Source organism: Nostoc sp. PCC 7107 (assembly GCF_000316625.1).
Lineage (GTDB): Bacteria > Cyanobacteriota > Cyanobacteriia > Cyanobacteriales > Nostocaceae > Nostoc_B.
In genome coordinates this window covers 2309007-2327566 of record NC_019676.1, presented here as the reverse complement: position 1 = coordinate 2327566, position 18560 = coordinate 2309007, and the positions used below count along the sequence as shown (strand labels likewise).

General features: G+C 39.9%; 14 protein-coding genes. 10 read left to right on the top strand and 4 right to left on the bottom strand.

The features are described 5' to 3' along the window. The first annotated feature begins 244 nt into the window (after positions 1 to 244). Together rpsF and NOS7107_RS10020 are read left to right on the top strand one after the other, a co-directional pair. On the top strand, positions 245 to 586 hold the full coding sequence (gene rpsF, locus NOS7107_RS10025; RefSeq protein ID WP_015112858.1) for a 30S ribosomal protein S6: 342 nt from the start codon (positions 245 to 247) through the stop codon (positions 584 to 586). A 269-nt stretch (positions 587 to 855) separates the two neighbouring features. Next, the gene (locus tag NOS7107_RS10020; protein ID WP_015112857.1) at positions 856 to 1416 is read left to right on the top strand and encodes an Npun_F5560 family protein; all 561 of its coding nucleotides are present in this window, start codon (positions 856 to 858) and stop codon (positions 1414 to 1416) included. Positions 1417 to 1612: 196 nt separating this feature from the next. Here NOS7107_RS10020 and NOS7107_RS10015 read toward each other — a convergent pair whose 3' ends face one another. Beyond that, the gene (locus tag NOS7107_RS10015) at positions 1613 to 1945 is read right to left on the bottom strand and encodes an STAS domain-containing protein (RefSeq protein ID WP_015112856.1); all 333 of its coding nucleotides are present in this window, start codon (positions 1943 to 1945) and stop codon (positions 1613 to 1615) included. A gap of 580 nt (positions 1946 to 2525) precedes the next feature. Here NOS7107_RS10015 and NOS7107_RS10010 point away from each other — a divergent pair. Together NOS7107_RS10010 and NOS7107_RS10005 are read left to right on the top strand one after the other, a co-directional pair. After that, on the top strand, positions 2526 to 3155 hold the full coding sequence (locus NOS7107_RS10010; protein ID WP_015112855.1) for a DedA family protein: 630 nt from the start codon (positions 2526 to 2528) through the stop codon (positions 3153 to 3155). Positions 3156 to 3396: 241 nt separating this feature from the next. Continuing rightward, the gene (locus NOS7107_RS10005) at positions 3397 to 5262 is read left to right on the top strand and encodes an aspartate kinase (RefSeq protein WP_015112854.1); all 1866 of its coding nucleotides are present in this window, start codon (positions 3397 to 3399) and stop codon (positions 5260 to 5262) included. Between the two features lie 46 nt (positions 5263 to 5308). Here NOS7107_RS10005 and NOS7107_RS10000 read toward each other — a convergent pair whose 3' ends face one another. After that, positions 5309 to 6169 (bottom strand): hypothetical protein, encoded by an 861-nt coding sequence (locus NOS7107_RS10000; RefSeq protein WP_015112853.1) that lies wholly within the window; start codon positions 6167 to 6169, stop codon positions 5309 to 5311. Between the two features lie 393 nt (positions 6170 to 6562). On the opposite strand from NOS7107_RS10000, the gene NOS7107_RS09995 reads away from it, so the two are divergent. The 4 genes from NOS7107_RS09995 to NOS7107_RS09980 all read left to right on the top strand — a co-directional run bounded on the left by NOS7107_RS09995 (position 6563) and on the right by NOS7107_RS09980 (position 13811). Next, the gene (locus tag NOS7107_RS09995; RefSeq protein ID WP_015112852.1) at positions 6563 to 8056 is read left to right on the top strand and encodes a tetratricopeptide repeat protein; all 1494 of its coding nucleotides are present in this window, start codon (positions 6563 to 6565) and stop codon (positions 8054 to 8056) included. Between the two features lie 33 nt (positions 8057 to 8089). Beyond that, complete coding sequence (locus NOS7107_RS09990) at positions 8090 to 8917, top strand: HEAT repeat domain-containing protein (RefSeq protein ID WP_015112851.1); 828 nt, start codon at positions 8090 to 8092, stop codon at positions 8915 to 8917. A gap of 183 nt (positions 8918 to 9100) precedes the next feature. Beyond that, the gene (smc, locus tag NOS7107_RS09985) at positions 9101 to 12772 is read left to right on the top strand and encodes a chromosome segregation protein SMC (protein ID WP_015112850.1); all 3672 of its coding nucleotides are present in this window, start codon (positions 9101 to 9103) and stop codon (positions 12770 to 12772) included. A gap of 58 nt (positions 12773 to 12830) precedes the next feature. After that, a complete protein-coding gene (locus NOS7107_RS09980; protein ID WP_015112849.1) occupies positions 12831 to 13811 on the top strand; it encodes a PRC-barrel domain-containing protein in 981 nt (326 codons plus the stop codon). Between the two features lie 161 nt (positions 13812 to 13972). Here NOS7107_RS09980 and NOS7107_RS09975 read toward each other — a convergent pair whose 3' ends face one another. Next, the gene (locus NOS7107_RS09975; RefSeq protein ID WP_015112848.1) at positions 13973 to 15535 is read right to left on the bottom strand and encodes a hypothetical protein; all 1563 of its coding nucleotides are present in this window, start codon (positions 15533 to 15535) and stop codon (positions 13973 to 13975) included. Positions 15536 to 16055: 520 nt separating this feature from the next. Further along, entirely contained in the window at positions 16056 to 17015 is a 960-nt protein-coding gene (locus NOS7107_RS09970) for an aldo/keto reductase (RefSeq protein WP_015112847.1), read from the bottom strand. Positions 17016 to 17100: 85 nt separating this feature from the next. Between NOS7107_RS09970 and NOS7107_RS09965 the strand changes: the two genes are divergently transcribed. Beyond that, the gene (locus NOS7107_RS09965; protein WP_157374206.1) at positions 17101 to 17685 is read left to right on the top strand and encodes a DUF1802 family protein; all 585 of its coding nucleotides are present in this window, start codon (positions 17101 to 17103) and stop codon (positions 17683 to 17685) included. A gap of 592 nt (positions 17686 to 18277) precedes the next feature. Then, positions 18278 to 18544, top strand: a complete 267-nt coding sequence (locus NOS7107_RS09960) for a hypothetical protein (protein ID WP_015112844.1) — start codon at positions 18278 to 18280, stop codon at positions 18542 to 18544. The last annotated feature ends 16 nt before the right edge of the window (positions 18545 to 18560 follow it).

The window sequence follows — 18560 nt, the reverse complement described above, 5'->3', positions numbered from 1 at the left end:
CAATAGTTCAATTAATTTGCTGTTGTTTACCAAAGGCTGAATTCCTGATCGCACACTATTTACCCATAAAGTAACTTTTAGTTAAAGTCCGCATTTTGGCAGATTTTGCTGATGATTCATATAAAAAACTGGTAAGATTATAGTTCCTTGTTGCTTCAGATGTTGAAATGTACGGATATTCTCTAGGAATCTTTGTATAATTTCACTCTGGCAGCCACCTTGTCCAAAAGGAGATTTCTCACTCATGTCCACAGTTTACGAAACAATGTATATCCTGCGTCCTGACCTTAGTGACGAGCAGGTAGAGCAAGCAGTAGCTAAATACCAAACCTTGATTCAAGACCAAGGTGCCGAGAATATCGAAATTCAAAATCGAGGTAAGCGTCGTCTTGCTTATGAAATTAAAAAGCAACGGGATGGAATCTACATCCAAATGAACTACACTGGGCCGGGAAATATTATTGCTCCTTTAGAACGTGCTATGCGGTTGAGTGAAGAGGTAATTCGCTACTTAACCATTAAGCAAGAAGTTTCAGCAGCAGCACAAGCAGAAGCAGCAGCAGAGAAAGTTGCCGCAACTGTCTAGGACAAAAAGTCAAAAGTTCACAGTAAAAAGAAAGAGTGCCTTTTTGACTTTTGACTTTTGACCTTCGCCTTGCACTACTAGTACTGAGTAATGAGTATTTGTACTTCAAAACTCAGTACTAACTACAGCAAAACAAAATTTTTTTTTTACCTTTGACTTTTTTCTGCTTCGGTTGGGAATGCTAAATTAACAAGTACTTGCCAAAGGCAGTACGATCGCCGTTATACCTAAGATGAGAAAAGATTCGTCAATGGGAGCTGCAAGCCACTGTGAGCCAAACTGACATACCCAACATCCAAGCTCTCTCTACAGAAGCCGCGCAATTGCGCCAAGAGTTGCAACTGCGAGACCAATTAGTGCAACAGCTATCTCAAGAACTCTTTCGGCTGGTTAAGGGCAATGCTAATTTTATGCCCCAGCGTTCTGAAACTGAACGCGACTTCAGTCAGTTGCAGGCGTTACGAGAACAATTACAAGCTGTTGAGCAACAGGTAACATTTTATCAAGAGCAAATTGCTACTCGTGATGCAGAAATTTATCAACTTCGCCAGTCTGTGCAAGAGTTAACAGATCGCAGTCGGATGTTGGAGCAGGTAGTACAAGAATTACCACAAATTTATCGTCGTAAATTTGAGGAACGGATGGCTCCAATTAGGGAGAAAGTAGCAATCTTGCAACGAGAAAATCGCAAACTGCAAGCTGAACTACAAAGCGTAAGTTACCGTTTAGCACTCAAAACTCGCACTTCCAGTCATAGCGGTATTGACTTACCTAACTTTCCTCGCCCCGTCACTGGACAAGGCAATGTTTCTACTGTGCAGAATGCTTAAAAAAATAAAGCCTGCAATTACAGGCTGTAATATTTTAGCTTTTTCTCAGTCAAATTTGTAATGTACCAAAGTTGCAAAAGTACTGAGTCTTAGCATCACGAAAATCAATTATTAATGGTAAAAAAGATAATTGCTTTTGGTCAACACTAACAATTTTTAGTACTATAATTAGAGGTTAGTTTGCTAGTGTCAAAGGCTATGTGCTGACAATATTGGTAATGTCTTCGTAAGTGTTAAAAATTTCAAAAACTGAATCCAACTGAGTCAGTTCTAAAATTAACCTTACAGGAGCTTTGACATTACAAATAACTAGGCGGCAACCACTTTGCCGGGCAGATGTCAGTGCTTTGACTAACGGAACCAAACCAGAACTATCCATGAAATCTACTTCTGCTAGGTCAATGACCCAAAGTTGATCAGATTGGGGTACTACTTCTGCCATAGTTTGGCTGAGAGCAATACCACCCTCCAAGTCTATGCTCCCTTGGGGTTTGAATAAGACCACTTGCAATTCTTGTGCGATAGTCATGTATTTATCTGGGTAGTTGAACTACTGAAAAAATGAACATTGACATCAATACTGCACGGTTTCAACAGTTAAAAACTGCTAATTCACAGGTATTGTGAACTCACTGTTGTGAGTCGATACTATATGTTTACGTATTCATGCCGTATAATTTGTGTTAACTTCCCTAAATATATGCACAAAGGCTTGGTAAATTCAGTATCAATAATAGCTTTTACGAGATTTTCATAATTTAATGAGATTTTTATGAATTTTTTATGAAAATTTATTGATTTGTTTCAACTACTATGCACCTGTGTTAGTAATGCCTAAACGCATAATAGTCAATACTAAATAATTTATAGATTTTATCAATTTGTTAGCGATTAACTGGGATAAAAATTACGTATGAAGGTTTGGCGTAAGAGTTCTGCTAATGTACACCCATACACCCCCACAACCCTATCCCCTTTAATTTTTACCATCACTGGGTCAGTCTTTGAGCATGAATTAGGTTTGACAAAACAGTACTTTGATTGACACTCCAGCCACAAACGCGCCAAGATAGAGTAAAGGTAAAAAATTGTAAAGGCGGCGGTGCGGGATGTCTCTTGAATTTATTTCACTAGAAAACATCCAGGAATTTGCCCACCAGTATGGTTACTGGGCAATTTTTTTGGGAATTTTACTGGAAAACTTGGGCATTCCTCTTCCTGGTGAAACCATAACTCTTGTAGGTGGGTTTCTAGCTGGTAGTGATGAACTGAGTTACTGGTTAGTTCTAGGTGATGCTGTTGCAGGTGCTGTACTTGGTAGTGCTTGCGGCTATTGGGTTGGTAAACTCGGTGGCTGGCATTTCCTGCTGCAAATAGGTAAAATATTTAGGATTTCTGAAGAAAAATTACTGAATATTAAAGATCAGTTTAGTCAAAATGCCGCTAAAGCCATATTTTTTGGACGTTTTTTCGCGCTTTTGCGAATTTTTGCTGCTCCACTAGCGGGAATAGCAGAAGTACCGTTCCTAAAATTTTTCTTATATAACCTAGCAGGAGCCACCACCTGGGCTGCTGTGATGGTGACATTAGCTTTTTTTGCTGGCAGAGTAATTTCTTTAGAACAATTGGTTACTTGGGTAAGTCAATTTGCGATCGCAGCTTTACTCATTTTAGTAGCTGTAATTGCCATTCCCTTGTGGTTGGAGTCCCGCCAAGTTAAGCGTGCAGCAGGCGAATAAATATAAGTAAAAAGTAAAAAGGCAAAAGTCAAAAGAAATTTTTTTGGCTTTTGCCTTTTATTTTGGTGATATTTTAGATGCAATATGCAGAAAAATTTATCACAAAACACAAGTGACGATTTTTTGTGTCAACTGAATCTGATAAGTTAGTAAACTAAATAACTACTGCTAATGCCTTCAAAGCTTCCTAGCCCGGTAGGAGCCTTGATGAAAGTAGGCAAACTTCATTCAAGACAAAGATATGGCGCTTATAGTTCAGAAATACGGTGGTTCATCTGTCGGTTCAGTCGAACGTATCCAAGCTGTTGCACAGCGTGTGTATAAAACAGTTAAAGCAGGAAACTCCTTGATTGTGGTGGTTTCCGCAATGGGAAAAACCACAGATGGACTTGTGAAACTAGCCAGCGAAATTTCTCAAAATCCTAACCGCCGGGAAATGGATATGCTGCTTTCTACAGGAGAGCAGGTAACGATCGCTCTCTTGAGTATGGCATTGCAAGAACTTGGCCAGCCAGCTATCTCTATGACTGGCGCACAAGTAGGAATTGTTACAGAAGCAGAACACACCCGCGCCCGGATTCTGCATATAGAAACTGACCGATTGCTACGTCATATTAATCAAGGCAAAGTAGTTGTGGTAGCTGGGTTTCAGGGAATATCCAGCACTGGAGAATTAGAAATTACTACCTTGGGACGTGGTGGTTCGGATACTTCTGCGGTCGCTTTAGCCGCAGCTATCCAAGCAGATTTTTGTGAAATTTATACAGATGTGCCAGGTATTTTAACTACAGATCCGCGCTTGGTTCCTGAAGCCCAGTTGATGGATGCGATTACCTGTAATGAAATGCTAGAACTGGCAAGCTTGGGAGCAAAAGTATTACATCCCCGTTCAGTGGAAATTGCCCGCAACTATGGTGTACCTTTGGTAGTGCGTTCTAGCTGGACAGAAGACCCTGGTACTTGGGTAACATCCCGCAAACCCCAAGAGCGATCGCTCGTAAATTTAGAAATAGCTCGTCCTGTAGATGCAGTAGAATTTGACACCAACCAAGCAAAAGTAGCTTTATTGCGGGTACCTGATAAGCCAGGGGTAGCAGCCAAGTTATTTGGGGAAATTTCCCGCCAAAACGTCGATGTAGACTTAATTATTCAATCAATTCACGAAGGTAATAGCAACGATATTGCCTTTACCGTCACCACACCGATATTAAAACGGGCAGAAGCAGTAGCATCAGCGATCGCACCTGCACTCCGAAACCCATCCAACCCCAAATCAGACGAAGCGGAAGTGATGATTGAACAGGACATTGCTAAAGTCAGTATTTCTGGTGCAGGGATGATTGGTCGTCCGGGGGTGGCGGCGAAAATGTTTGCTACTCTCGCCGAAGCAGGTGTGAATATTCAAATGATTTCTACTAGTGAAGTCAAAGTTAGCTGTGTAGTTGATGCGACAGACTGCGATCGCGCCGTGGCTGCACTAAGTAACGCTTTTGAAATTGGCGCAGGGGAGCAGGGGAGCAGAGGAGCAGAACAAATATTTAATACTCAGCACGGGCTGAACGCCCCGCTACCGCTAACAGCACTCCCTACTCCCTACTCCCGCCCGGTTTGCGGTGTCGCCTTAGATATGAACCAAGCACGTCTGGCGATTCGTCAAGTTCCAGATAAAGCCGGGATGGCGGCAAAATTATTTGGTATATTGGCACAGCACAACATCAGTGTTGACATGATTATTCAATCTCAACGCTGCCGATTAATTAATGGTGTTCCTAAACGGGATATTGCTTTTACAGTTCCGCGCATAGATGGGGAAACTGCCCAAAAACTACTTACCCAAGTCGCAGCCGAATTAGGCTGGGGTGAAGTTGTATTAGATAGTGCGATCGCTAAAGTCAGTATTGTCGGTGCAGGGATGGTAGGACAACCAGGTATTGCATCCAAAATGTTTGAAGCGTTGGCACAACACCAAATCAATATTCAAATGATTGCTACCTCAGAAATTAAAATTAGTTGTGTCGTCGCTCAAGAACAAGGTGTGAAAGCTTTACAAGTAATTCATGCAGCCTTTGATCTCGCTGGTAGCGAAAAATTTGTAGTGCCAGCATAAACTAAATCAACATCCAGGTTGACGCAATTTCATCTGAGGGGGTTTCTTACTCCTGAGATAATTCTTCTAGGCTGGCGACGATTTCTGCCAGCCGATATTCACCACACCAAACGGTATCTAGCTTTTTGAGTTGTTCTAGGCTGTTACAATCCTCTGCGTCACTCATTTCCGGTTCTGCCATTGCGGCTAATAAATCCTGAAATATAATTACTTCATCAAATTGAGGATCTGTTTCTGGATCATTTAATATTTCTGTGACTCGCTGTTGTGATAAACCTTGCAGCGTATTAACAATAAATTTTGTCGGAAAGTCCACATCTTGGAGGGCTGGATGCCTTTTGACTAAACCAGCTAGTAATACGCCTAAATAAGCGGCAGCTTGCGGATTATTCAGTTCCTGCACCTGATGAGCCGCTATTTCCGTTAAATTTGTATAAAATGGGCAACCCAACTGCTTTTCAATTGCCAAAATAGGGTCTGCAACCTGGGAAACTTGCAATTGAGCCTCAAAAAATCTCCGTTCCTCTTGGGGCAGATGATTAAGTAAGATTTGCTTGGCGCGATCGCTAACAATCATCTCACCATCTAGCCCAAAACTAAAGTCTTTTCCTGGTTCTAAACCTGCATTCACTAATATATGAAAGACATTATTTTGGGCGGCTTGCTGCATCTGTTGATATCTAAATTGCCCTACAAAACTGGCAAAAAACCAATTGTGGCTGTCAGCATCGCATTCACACAATACTTCGTTGACTATCTCAGTTAATTTTTCTTCGCCGATAGTATTTTGCGATCGCATCATCAAGTTCTGAATAGCCGCAGTATCACGCCGACACAGCGCCTCGATCAATTGACGCTTGGTCGCACTTACTTGATTTTTGTTGCGTTTAAATAAGTTGATTTTCAAGCTTTTGAGCGTTTATAGCAATTCGATTACAACTCTTTTACCGTACTGAGCAATAGTATGTCATGAGTGATCCCACGGCAATAAGTTAGATTAGTAAATTATTGAGTAATTACTCAGCAACACTCCACCTCATAACCAAGAGATGGAAATTAAGCACTTGTTGTATGAAAAGTCAACTATAGCAGAGTAATATCCAGTGAAAATAGCATTTTCCTACAGAATTGTTTCCCGGTTTGTTTCTGATTCTTTGTGCCATTTATGAAAATTAATCAGATGAATTACAATTTCCTTAGTCTTTGTATATTTTTTGTAACTAAGGTTGATCCCCACAAAAATTATAGTAGTAAGAATACTAATATATAATCAGATAACTTCGTATAAAAGCTTATCTATATGGATGATCAAATTTTGGTTACACATTACCGCATTCTAAAATTATTATATACGGAAGAGTCCGTAAAAACTTATATAGTTGAAGATATTACAATTCCTCAGCAGCAATTTATAATTAAGCAGCTAAGTCCAGAAACTAGCAATCCTCAAAATTTAGATTGGCTGCGACATAGCTTTTTTAAGGAAGCTAAGGTTTTGCAACAACTTGGACGAGAAAACGATAGAATTCAAAAAATAGTTGCTTATTTTGAAGCAGATGAAGAATTTTATCTAGTTCAAGAATTAATTGATGGTCATGAATTAGCTGAAGAAATTTTAGTCGGATTCCCTTTAAGGGAAGACCAAGTAATTAACTTATTATTAGAAATATTAGATATTTTATTTTTTATACATCATCGCAATGTCATTCACCAAGATATTCACCCAGCAAGCATTATTCGCAGATATTCAGATAATCGACTGGTATTAGTTGATTTTGGTTCTGTACAAGAAATGGTGACAACTATAGTTGGTAATTTAGAATATATACCTCTAGAACAATTGCAAGGTCAACCCCAATACAATAGTGATATTTATGCTTTAGGACTAATTGCGATCGCAGCAATTATGGGGTTATCTGAAGATGAAATATCAAGATTACAAAGTCAAAAAAACTTACTTACTGGTGAAATTATCTGGCATGATAGAACAATTAAAGTTAGCCAGGAGTTGACAAAAATTATTAATCAAATGATACGCTTTGACTACCGTAAACGTTACCAGTCTGTAACTGAAATTATCAATGACCTCCAGCAATTAAAGAATTACCAATACCAACCCCAAAAACTCCAATTTCCCAGATTCAGGCTGATATTTATAGGAATTACTAGTTTATTAGTAGCTCTGATTATAGGACACTTTGGTCAATGGTTGAGACATATAAATAATGAGCAAATACTTTATCAAGAAGGTATCAGTGAATATCAACAAGGAAACTATCAAGAATCTGTAGATAATTTTACGCAAACTATTAAAATAAATCCGCAGAATTATGTGGCTTATAACCATCGAGGTGATGCTTTTTATCGCTTGGGAGACTACGAAAAGGCCCAAGCAGATTCTAGCAAAGCAATTGCATTGAATCCTCAAGATGCTAATGCTTATCATGACCGAGGATTTGCTCATTTTGGGTTGGGTAAATATAAAGAAGCGATCGCAGACTACACAAAAGCGATTAAACTTAACTCTCAAAACCCCTACGCTTATTATGGAAGGGGTTTGGCGCGGGTAAAAGTTAAAGATTATCAAGCGGCGATGAGAGATTTCAACCAAGCGATCGCACTTAATCCTAGCTATGGTTTAGCTTATTATCATCGGGGATTAGTCAACGCCCAACTAGGTAAGCAAAAAGCAGCACTAATAGATTTTAAAAAAGCTGAACAATTATTTCAAGAACAGGGAGATAAATCAGGTTATAACAAGATAACCCAAGAAATCAAAGCCTTGCAGAAATAGTTATTTTGACTTGAAAGAATCTTCTCATTAAAAATGCTAGAAACTAAAATTATTAACTATCTCTCTCACTTAGGAGACTCAGACTATATGGCTGAGGTGGTAATAACTCCTGGCGCAGTTGAGACTTTAATTAAAATGCTGCAAAATCCTGATCCAGATATTGTTGGTTCTGCTGGACTATTCATTACAGATTTTGTCTTAAGCTGTTCTCGTAATGAGACTTGCAAAATATCTTGGGAAACCCAATTAGAACCTGTGATTATTCCTGAGTTAGAACGTCTTATATTTGCAGAAAACCACTTCATCCGCAAACAAGTAATTTATACACTAGGAAAAATATGCAGCTATGATAGTGTGCCTGTTTTGCTGCAAGGTTTCTATAAATATCGTGAAAGTGACCCACTTTTATTACCGAGACTACTAGGTGAATTATTCTGGCTGGGTGTGGAAAATTCGTGGGATTTACTTGAAAGTATGGTGAACAGCCAATATTACACAACTCGCTGGGCTGTTATCAACTTACTAGGAGAATTTATCTACCACTCACCAAGTGAAGAGGATGGAACTTTTTCAATGAAATACAATTTTTCTGAGAAATTGCGGAATGACTCACATCCACTTATAAAAGCAGAAGCAGAGTATGAATATCAACTATTAGCATTAAATCATCGTAAACTACAAGAAAATATGTCTAAATCAGATTATAAAAAACAGAGAAAAGATTTGAAAAAGTTAGAACCATGTTTGACATTTTTTAGAGTATCGCTACAATTCTCTCGTTATATGGTTACTAATAATCTTTCTGCATATACTATGCAAGAGTTAGAAACATTTATCGATAACAAAACTCAACAATTATAATTCTGACAATAATACTATTTTTCCTAAAGTTAGTTAAAATTACCTTTGATATTTTAGTAATGCCTCTCCTCCTCTGCGCTCTCTGTGCCTCTGTGGTTCGATAATTTATTCATACAACCTATTGCGAAATTTTCATTAATTGATACACTTGTTCTTCATTAGCCCAGTGAACCAGCGCCTACTATGGTATACGTCAAGCGCGTGGAACTTACCAACTTCAAATCCTTCGGCGGTACTACCTCAGTCCCTTTACTGCCGGGGTTTACTGTCATATCTGGGCCAAATGGTTCTGGTAAGTCGAATATTTTGGATGCGCTGTTGTTTTGTTTGGGACTCGCCAGTTCTAAGGGAATGCGAGCTGATCGCTTGCCGGATTTGGTAAATAACACTCAAACGGCTAAGGGACGCGCATCTGTGGAAGCCAGCGTTACGGTGACGTTTGATTTGTCTGGGGAAGAAATTGTCTCACGCAAAGGCGCAAAGGCTCAAAGTGAGGAAGGCGAGGAGGAATTGGAGGAAGAAAACGAGAATACAGACTCAGCACTCAGCACTCAGCACGGGCTAAAAGCCCCGCTACCGCTAACAGCACTCAATAGTGAATGGAGTGTAACTAGACGGTTGCGGGTGACTCATCAAGGAACTTACACGTCAAATTACTATATCAATGGTGTTGCTTGTACGCTGACGGAGTTGCATGAGGAGTTGGAGAGTCTGCGGATTTATCCTGAAGGCTATAACGTGGTGTTGCAGGGGGACGTTACTAGCATTATCTCGATGAATGCTAAGGAGAGGCGAGAGATTATTGATGAGTTGGCGGGGGTGGCGGCGTTCGATCGCAAGATTCACCAAGCTAAGGGTACGTTAGATGAGGTGAAGGAGAAGGAAGATAGTTGTCGGATTATTGAGACGGAGTTAACTGCACAACGCGATCGCCTTTCTCAAGATAGGGCGAAAGCGGAAAAATATCAAAAGCTACGGACGGAATATCTGCACAAGCAATCTTGGGAAGCAGTTTTATCGTGGCGTTCGCTGCAAGCACAGCAAGAAAAGTTAGCGACGGAAATTCAAAATGGCGATCGCTCTCACCATGATTTAACTCTACAATTAGAAACGCTGAATGTCGGGATTACCCAAAAAACGGCGGAATTAGAACAACTCAATGCTCATGTGAAAGCTTTGGGTGAAGAGGAATTATTAGCTGTACAGTCTAGTCTTGCTACCCAAGAAGCGGAACGTAAACAACTCCAACGTCAGCAAACAGAGTTAGAAACAACTTCCCAAGAAACAATCAAGCGGTTAGCACAAACTCAGCAAGACATTCAACAGCAGCAGCAAGCTTTGGGAGAAATTGCCGAAACCCAAAATGTCGAACGCCAATCAATTGTTTATTGTCAACAGCAACGGGATGAGACACAACAAGCACTGCAAAAATCCCGTGAAGCCGCCGCGGAAATCGCCTCTGCATCGGAAGCTTGGGTACAGCAACAAACTGCACTGAACCGCCAAATCGAAACTGTGTTGCAAACTCTGGAACCGCAACGCACCGAGCAAGCACAGTTAAAAGAACGCAATAGTCAGCTACAAGAATTAATTCACGAACAAACTCAGTTAATTGCCACTTTAGAACCGCAGTTAGCAGAAAAACAAGCTGAGTGTGTGCGAGTTGAGGCAGAATTTAACGCTTCTAGTGAACCTATCCAAAACTTAGCGCAAAATCTCGCCGCCACAGAACAGGAATTACAAATCCAGCAAGATACTCAAAAGCGGCTTTCTAATGAGCAACGAGAAAAACAACGCCAGTTAGATAAAATTGAGGCGCAAACCCAAGCACAGCAAGAAGTCCAAGGAACGCAAGCGAGTAAGGTGATTATCCAATCGGGAATGCCTGGGGTTTGTGGTTTGGTGGTACATTTGGGACGGGTGGAACCTCGTTATCAGTTGGCGTTGGAAATTGCGGCGGGTGCGCGGTTGGGACATATTGTGGTAGATGATGACGGTATCGCCTCCGCCGGAATTGAATTGCTGAAGCAAAAACGCGCCGGAAGAGCAACATTCTTACCTTTAAATAAAATACAAGCTCCCAGAATTACTCAGGATGCAACGCTGCGGTTAGCTAACGGCTTTGTTAGTTATGCTGTGAACTTAGTTGAATGCGATCGCCGTTATAAAGATGTATTTAACTATGTTTTTGGTAACACTGTCGTATTCGCCAGCTTAGAACAGGCGCGGAAAAATCTCGGTTTATATCGCATCGTTACCCTAGATGGAGAATTGCTGGAAACCAGTGGTGCAATGACTGGGGGAAGCGTCAATCAGCGTTCATCGTTGCGGTTTGGTACGGGGGAAGCGGCGGAATCAGATGAAGCCATTGCGTTGAAAAGTCGCTTGACAGATATAGATAGAATTTTAGATCGTTGTATTGATGCGATCGCTTCTTTATCCAGCAAAACCAAACAACTCAGCCAAGAACTCACCGAAGCGCGTCAAACACGGCGCGAACAGCAATTGCAATTAGAACAGTTGCAAAAAGATATTAAAGCTTTGACGATGCAATTAGAAGGCACGCGATCGCAACTTGCCCAAAACACAGAAAAATTCTCCACCGCCCAATCTCGCCTAGAAATTTTAGACAAAGATTTACCAGGACAAGAAGCGCAATTACAACAACTGCGTCACACTTTAGCAGAGTTAGAAGCTTCTCAAACGCCTAGTGAATGGCAACAAATCCAAGCAGTAATTAAAACGCAAGAACAACAATTACAACAACGGGAAAGCAACCTCCGGGAAGCCGAACAAAGATTAAAAAATCTCGAAAATCAGCAGCAGCGTTTACAAGAGCGCATCCAAGAAGCGGAACAACGCATTACCCAATATCATCAAGAACAAGAAAGTTATCGTCATAAACTCCAAACACTCAGCACTCAGCACTCAGCACTCAGCACTCAAATCACCGAAACTCGCGCCAAATTCAGCGAGATGGAAAAGAATTTAGGCGAAGAAAAGCAAAAACGTGACGCGATAGAACAAGAAGTGCGATCGCATTTACTCCGTCAGCAACAATTAGAATGGGAACTGGAAAAACTCCAAGAAACCCAGTTGAAGCGGCGGGAAGAACTAGAAGCGTTGCAAAATCAATTGCGAGAACTACTTCCAGAATTGCCTAGCCCTTTACCGGAAGTGCCAGAACAGGTAGATTTAGAAGAATTGCAGAAAGAATTGCGATCGCTTGCTAAACGCTTGCAAGCAATGGAACCGGTGAATATGCTGGCGTTGGAAGAATACGAACGCACCCAAAACCGTCTGCAAGAACTCACAGATAAGTTGCAGACATTAGAAGCCGAACGCACAGAATTACTATTACGAATTGAAAACTTTACCACATTGCGGCAGCACGCTTTTAAAGAAGCCTTTGATGCTGTCAACGAAAACTTCCAATCAATTTTCGCCACCCTCTCAGAAGGTGACGGTTATCTACAACTTGATGATCCGGAAGATCCCTTTAGTAGCGGCTTAAATTTAGTTGCTCACCCCAAAGGTAAACCTGTACAAAGACTCGCTTCCATGTCTGGGGGAGAAAAATCTCTCACTGCCTTAAGCTTTATTTTCGCCCTACAACGCTACCGTCCATCACCTTTTTACGCCTTTGACGAAGTAGATATGTTCTTAGACGGGTCAAACGTAGAACGATTGGCTAGAATGATCAAACAACAGGCACAACTAGCACAGTTTATAGTTGTGAGTTTGCGTCGTCCGATGATAGAATCAGCCGAACGCACCATTGGCGTTACTCAAGCACGAGGCGCTTATACCCAAGTTTTGGGAATTAAGTTATCATCCTCGAATACATCTGCTTGAATCTTTGTTAATAATAGTGTATAGATAAACCGGATTCGAGATCAGGACTCGGTATAGAATGACCTCTGAACAGATAATTAGGCGTTCCGACTTATTAAATACTCAGGTGATTACCCGCGACAACGCCAAGCGGCTAGGTATTGTAAATCAAATCTGGGTTGATATCGATCAAAGGGAGGTTGTGGCTCTTGGTTTACGAGACAGCCTGATCTCTATCTCTGGATTGCCACGCTATATGTACCTCAGCAGTATTAACCAAATTGGTGATGCAATCTTGGTTGATAACGAAGATGTCATAGAAGATATTGAAATTGAAGCTTTTAGTAACCTGATTAACTGGGAAGTAATTACAGAAACAGGTGAAGTCTTAGGCAGAGTGCGGGGCTTTAAGTTTGATGGCATCTCAGGTAAGCTGCACTCTATAATTATTGCTTCTTTGGGCGTTCCCCAAATTCCCGACCAATTTCTCAGCACTTATGAGATTTCAATAGAGGAAATTGTTAGCACTGGCCCCAGCAGATTAATTGTGTTTGAAGGAGCCGAGGAACGTACAAACCAACTAACAGTAGGCGTTCTAGAACGTTTAGGTATTGGGAAACCACCTTGGGAACGAGATGCAGAAGAAGAATATGGTTATTCTGCACCACGCACAGTTTCACCTGCAAATCAGTTACCTAGTGGTGTCCCATTACAACCACCCAAGCCCAAAGTTCGCACCCCCGAACCCGTAGCACGGGAAGAAGAATGGAATGAAGACTATGTAGAAGAAGAAAGACCACGGCGCGAAGTCATGAAAGCGCAACAGTACGAGTCTATTCGCTACGAAGAAGAAGACGAAGAAGATAACTGGAGTGAAGCCACAGGCAGAGACAGATATCAACAATCGCCCAAGTATGAGACTAAAGCCTACACTGAAGATTACGACGATTACGACGATGATATAGAAAGCGACGCTTGGGAAGATGCACCAAAGCCAGTGAACATTCCTAAGAAAGTTAAGGAAAGACAGCCGGAATACGAAGAAGAAGGCGGATATTAATATTAAGTTTTAACCCCTCCTCTTAACTGAGAAGGGGTTAATTGTGTAGAGGAGCCAGTGCGTTGCAGATACTCCTTCCGTTATAGCAACTGGCGTTGTGTTTTCGTACAGCACAACGCACTATGAGACATTTTGAAAATGTGAATATTAGGAACATTATTTTACTTTCTGTCTCCTACTTTTTCTACCCAATAAAGATAATATCGTTCACTATCTACCCAAGCTCTCTGAAAATTTTTGATAGGAATAATTTTTAAATCATTTCTATTGGAATCCAGTTTTTTATTTAAAATCAATAAAATTTTATTTTTGACTTCTTGACTCTGCAATAAAGAACTAGTTTGTCTTAATATCTCAGGTTGGTCAACATCTTGGCGACCTTGTTTAAATAAGGTGAAGCTTCCCATTCTTTGAAGTTCAGGATAGTAGAACTTACGATTGAGATAACCTGATAATGCAGCCATATTAGCATCTCGGCTGGCCACAATAAATTCTTTTTCTAAGTGATTTTTTTGAATGTAATGAGCCGTTTCTCGGCTGGCAGAAAATGGAATGATAAAGTCCTTTGAAAAGCCATAAATTCCTCCAAGCAACTGAGTATATAAAATGAACATAAAGGCAATATAATGCCATTTCTGAGCTAAATTAAATAATTGTGGTGAGAGAGAAAATTTATTAACTAAAAGTCTAGATTCTTGATAATAACTTTCTAACCATAAGGCCGCTATTAAAACTAAATAAAGATGTCCTAAATGACGAGGACTTCCGGGGAATTGTAAATATCTGAAATATATAAATGTGAGTATTACACCATTTCCTAATGTATAGAAAAACAGAGGAAATGGCTTTTTAAAAAGCTTGATTAAAGTTAATGCAAATATAAATAAAGCTATGGCAGCACAAATAATTGAATCTAGCCATCTTCTCTGCGGAATAATCAAAAAATAACTAGCAAATAATCTATTTATACCTTTCAATAAATGGCGGATATCTATTTGTAGTGTCCATCCATTATTTAAGCCTCCATGTAGATAGCTATCTCCAGGAGGAGTAATAATATAAGCTGACAATATAAAAGAGAATATAATAATTCCAATACTTAAAAATAAATCATATTTTTTGCTTTGTTGGAAATACTGTTTTCTATGCTCACTATCCAAATAAAATTCGACTAGCAAAGTCAATGATAATGAAAATGATACTAGCAAAGCATAAGCGCTACTATTAGCAAGTAAACCTAATAAAATAGCCAAATATAAATAAGTTTTTTTTCTAGATGGAAATACTGCACAAAAAGCAAATATAAACAGCAAGCTAAAGGCATAATTACGAGAAATTAAAAAATATTCATATAAAGGAAAATAGCCAAATGTAAATAGTATTTTTTGTTTATAACTAAAAGGACTAGATAAGTAAAAAATTGCGATCGCAGTAATGGTAATAGACAAATGAAAAACTTGCATGATTAAGGGATTGTCAGCAATTTTTCTCAAACATGCTAGAGAAAAATACCACAAAACCGGATGTCCTTCATATTTAATATTTGCAATTAAATCGGTAAAAGATTGGCTATCTCTGACAATCAACCAAGGATTGAGTTCATCTCGCCACATTGAATGGTTAAGAATACCTATCAAACCGAGAATTGAAAAGATAAATATAATCAACCAAGGATAATGGGAAAATAAGGTTGAAATCCGATTAATTGCTTTTTTCGCTAACATTTATATTGCAAGGTATTTGTTAAATTATAATCAAATCCTTGTATAAAAATTTAATTTATGGCAATAGATAAAAATATCAAAACCTGGTCAACGATGACCAGGTTATTGGGAATCCACAGGTTTCAAATTTCTTAAACTTAGCTAAATAATTGACAGAGTAAGCAACTAAGGTGGACTTTATAACTAGCAACTTCAGCGATCTTTGTTTTTCCGCTTTGGGATTTGGCTTCGCCTTTTATTTATATTATTGGGCTTTGACCACTTTTAATTAGAGTTATGCTGAACATTTGCTTGGGCTACTGACAGGAGACATCATAGTCGTTTGCCCTTTGGGTTTGGTTTTTCTTAGTTTGATGTCTTGCTATTCAATTTAACACTGAGTTAGGAATCAGTAAGCACTAGTTTACTAAAGTTGACATTTTGTTTATTCTTGCAATATTTGTGGTTAGTTATTAGCTAAATCTCAGAACCCAGACTTATCAAAGAAGTCTGGGTTCTGGTGTGATGAAGAAATATCAGCTTACCAATTCCACATGACTGGGTTGTTATCAAGGTTATCAGTGACAATCCGCCCGATCGCCTCGATTTCGGCAATTTCTTCAGGGGAAAGTTTGACATCAGCGGCTTTGGCGTTATCTTTTGCTTGTTCAGGATAACGCGCACCGGCGATCGCATTTGCTTGGGGTTGGGCAATTAACCAGGCCAACGCTAACTGCGCCAAGGTACAATTATGGCGTTCCGCTATAGGGCGGAGTTTATCTAAAGCTTGTTGAGCGTGTTCAAAGTTTTCGCCTTGAAATAGTTTATTGCTGGATCGATTATCTTCTGGGGCAAATTTCTGCCCACGAGGAAATTTACCAGTTAATAATCCTTGGGCTAAGGGTGAATAAGCCAAGATAGAAATTTGATTTTCGCTACAATAGGGCATAGCATCTTGTTCAATCTGCCGCCAAAATAAAGAATATGGAGGTTGCAAACTATCAATGCGTCCATATTGCAATGCTTCGGCTAATTGATCACGAGAAAAGTTAGAAACACCTATTGCCCTAATTTTTCCCTGTTGTTTGAGATCATTTAAAGCATTCATTGTTTCTTCTATTGGCACAATTGCACTATTAAACGCCCCGGCAGGCCAATGGATTTGATAAAGGTCGATATAATCGGTTTTGAGGTTTTTTAATGAGCGATCGCAAGCCTCAATCACTTGATCATATTTAAGATGGTTGGAAAAAACTTTTGTGGCATACTGTACCTGGTCGCGCACATCTGATAAAGCTTCGGCTACAATGCGCTCAGAGTGACCTTCACCATAAACTTCGGCTGTATCTACAGTGGTGATCCCAGCTTCAAAGGCGGCGCGGATGGCTTTAATGGAGTCAGCATCTTCAATTCCTACCCACATTCTTTTACCAGCTTGCCAAGTTCCCACAATGATGGGTGTAATTTCTACAGCAGATGTACCTAATTTTCGCTTTTCCATGATGCTTCTTTAATTCATTTCCCCGGATAGTTTCATACTTTAACGGTCTTAGCGTGAAATTAAATCAGAGTTACAGTAGATGCCGATGAATTTGACTACGACTTTATATGCTCTCAAAGAATGGTCTGTGGCGATAAATGCTTTAGAAAGTGGCAAAACCATTATGTTGCTACGTAAAGGTGGTATTCATGAGCAAAATGGCCGTTTCCAAGTTGCCCATGAGCAGGTTTTACTTTACCCAACTTTTGAACATCAACAGCCATTCCTGCTAAAATCAGAATATGCTGACTTTGTTTGTCCAGTAACTCCTGGCTGGCATCCAGAAACGATTCGCATTGGCAGTTGGGCAGAGATTACAGATATTTTGCCGATTAGTGAGGAGTCGACTGTTAACGCTTTACTCCCCTTTCATATCTGGAATGAGCATTTTATTTGCGATCGCTTGAAATGGAAACCACGTCAACCTTTGTATATACTTTTGTTACGGGCTTATAAAATACCCCAGGTTCAAGAAATCCCCTACCTTTCCCAATATGGCGGTTGCAAGTCATGGATCGATTTAGCGCAACCAATTAACATCGAAGGCGTAAAACCTGTTTTGTCAGATTCTCATTACTCCGAAATAGTCAACAAAATTCGCACGATTATTGGTGATTTTATTAAGTGCTGAGTTGAAAGTGTGGTTAGCTGTAGCGGGGCGTTCCGCCCGTGCCAAGTTTTGGATTTAGGGTTTAGGGGTTAGAGAAAATAGCGTCTGCGACGCTGTCTTTACTCAGCACTGATAACTAAATCTTACTGGTGTGACTAGCAAAACAAATAAATTATTCTTCAGCCATACGGCAAAAAAGTAACTCTTGCTACATACATTCGCAAAAACCACAGATACGATCAGAAAAATATTACCCTCATAACCAGCGAAGTATTGCCTAAAGGTGTTATGTTCTTACGCCAATAAGCGATGCCGAATCATTATCTGTCATGGAGCTAAAGATATTGACTCATCAACAGGTTTTTCATACAAAATCCCCAACTAATGTCACTTTATGTAGGTTTCAATGGTTGGAGATGGAGTGATTTTGTCGTGCTGCATCCTCAAATATGGTCTAGAAAACTCTATCTCTTGGCTTACGTAATTTTACTAAACCAATTTGTAGATAAATGGACACATACTAGGGGAATTAAAAATTATCCCAGAAGAGTGATGCAGAGCTTGACAAAAGTCTGCGATTATGCAAGTTTAGCTAAAGACTAAGGAGTTTGCCATGAATCGACAAATGTGCTGGTTATCTAAGTCTGGCAACGACGGTGAGAAAATTTTGTATTTGCAAGTTGAGGCGAATAAAGGCTGGCGACCATACACAGCTTACCCGCAATTTGCAGTACCAGATTATCAAATTCCCGGCGGATCTAAGGGTTGGGCAACTTATCAAAAACTGCTAAAGGCTGGTTGGACATTAGTACCCAGCGCTAGAGCTAATGAGTTTGGGACTCAAGTAGAATACTCAGAATCGATGGTGCAAAATCAATAGTTGCATTTATAGCATT

Bases quoted from the DNA above. Each gene is read 5' to 3' on its own strand.
- rpsF (WP_015112858.1), top strand. From the start codon at position 245: ATGTCCACAGTTTACGAAACAATGTATATCCTGCGTCCTGACCTTAGT.
- NOS7107_RS10015 (WP_015112856.1), bottom strand. From the start codon at position 1,945: ATGACTATCGCACAAGAATTGCAAGTGGTCTTATTCAAACCCCAAGGG.
- NOS7107_RS10010 (WP_015112855.1), top strand. From the start codon at position 2,526: ATGTCTCTTGAATTTATTTCACTAGAAAACATCCAGGAATTTGCCCAC.
- NOS7107_RS10005 (WP_015112854.1), top strand. From the start codon at position 3,397: ATGGCGCTTATAGTTCAGAAATACGGTGGTTCATCTGTCGGTTCAGTC.
- NOS7107_RS09995 (WP_015112852.1), top strand. From the start codon at position 6,563: ATGGATGATCAAATTTTGGTTACACATTACCGCATTCTAAAATTATTA.
- NOS7107_RS09990 (WP_015112851.1), top strand. From the start codon at position 8,090: ATGCTAGAAACTAAAATTATTAACTATCTCTCTCACTTAGGAGACTCA.
- smc (WP_015112850.1), top strand. From the start codon at position 9,101: ATGGTATACGTCAAGCGCGTGGAACTTACCAACTTCAAATCCTTCGGC.
- NOS7107_RS09980 (WP_015112849.1), top strand. From the start codon at position 12,831: ATGACCTCTGAACAGATAATTAGGCGTTCCGACTTATTAAATACTCAG.
- NOS7107_RS09975 (WP_015112848.1), bottom strand. From the start codon at position 15,535: ATGTTAGCGAAAAAAGCAATTAATCGGATTTCAACCTTATTTTCCCAT.
- NOS7107_RS09970 (WP_015112847.1), bottom strand. From the start codon at position 17,015: ATGGAAAAGCGAAAATTAGGTACATCTGCTGTAGAAATTACACCCATC.
- NOS7107_RS09965 (WP_157374206.1), top strand. From the start codon at position 17,101: ATGAATTTGACTACGACTTTATATGCTCTCAAAGAATGGTCTGTGGCG.
- NOS7107_RS09960 (WP_015112844.1), top strand. From the start codon at position 18,278: ATGAATCGACAAATGTGCTGGTTATCTAAGTCTGGCAACGACGGTGAG.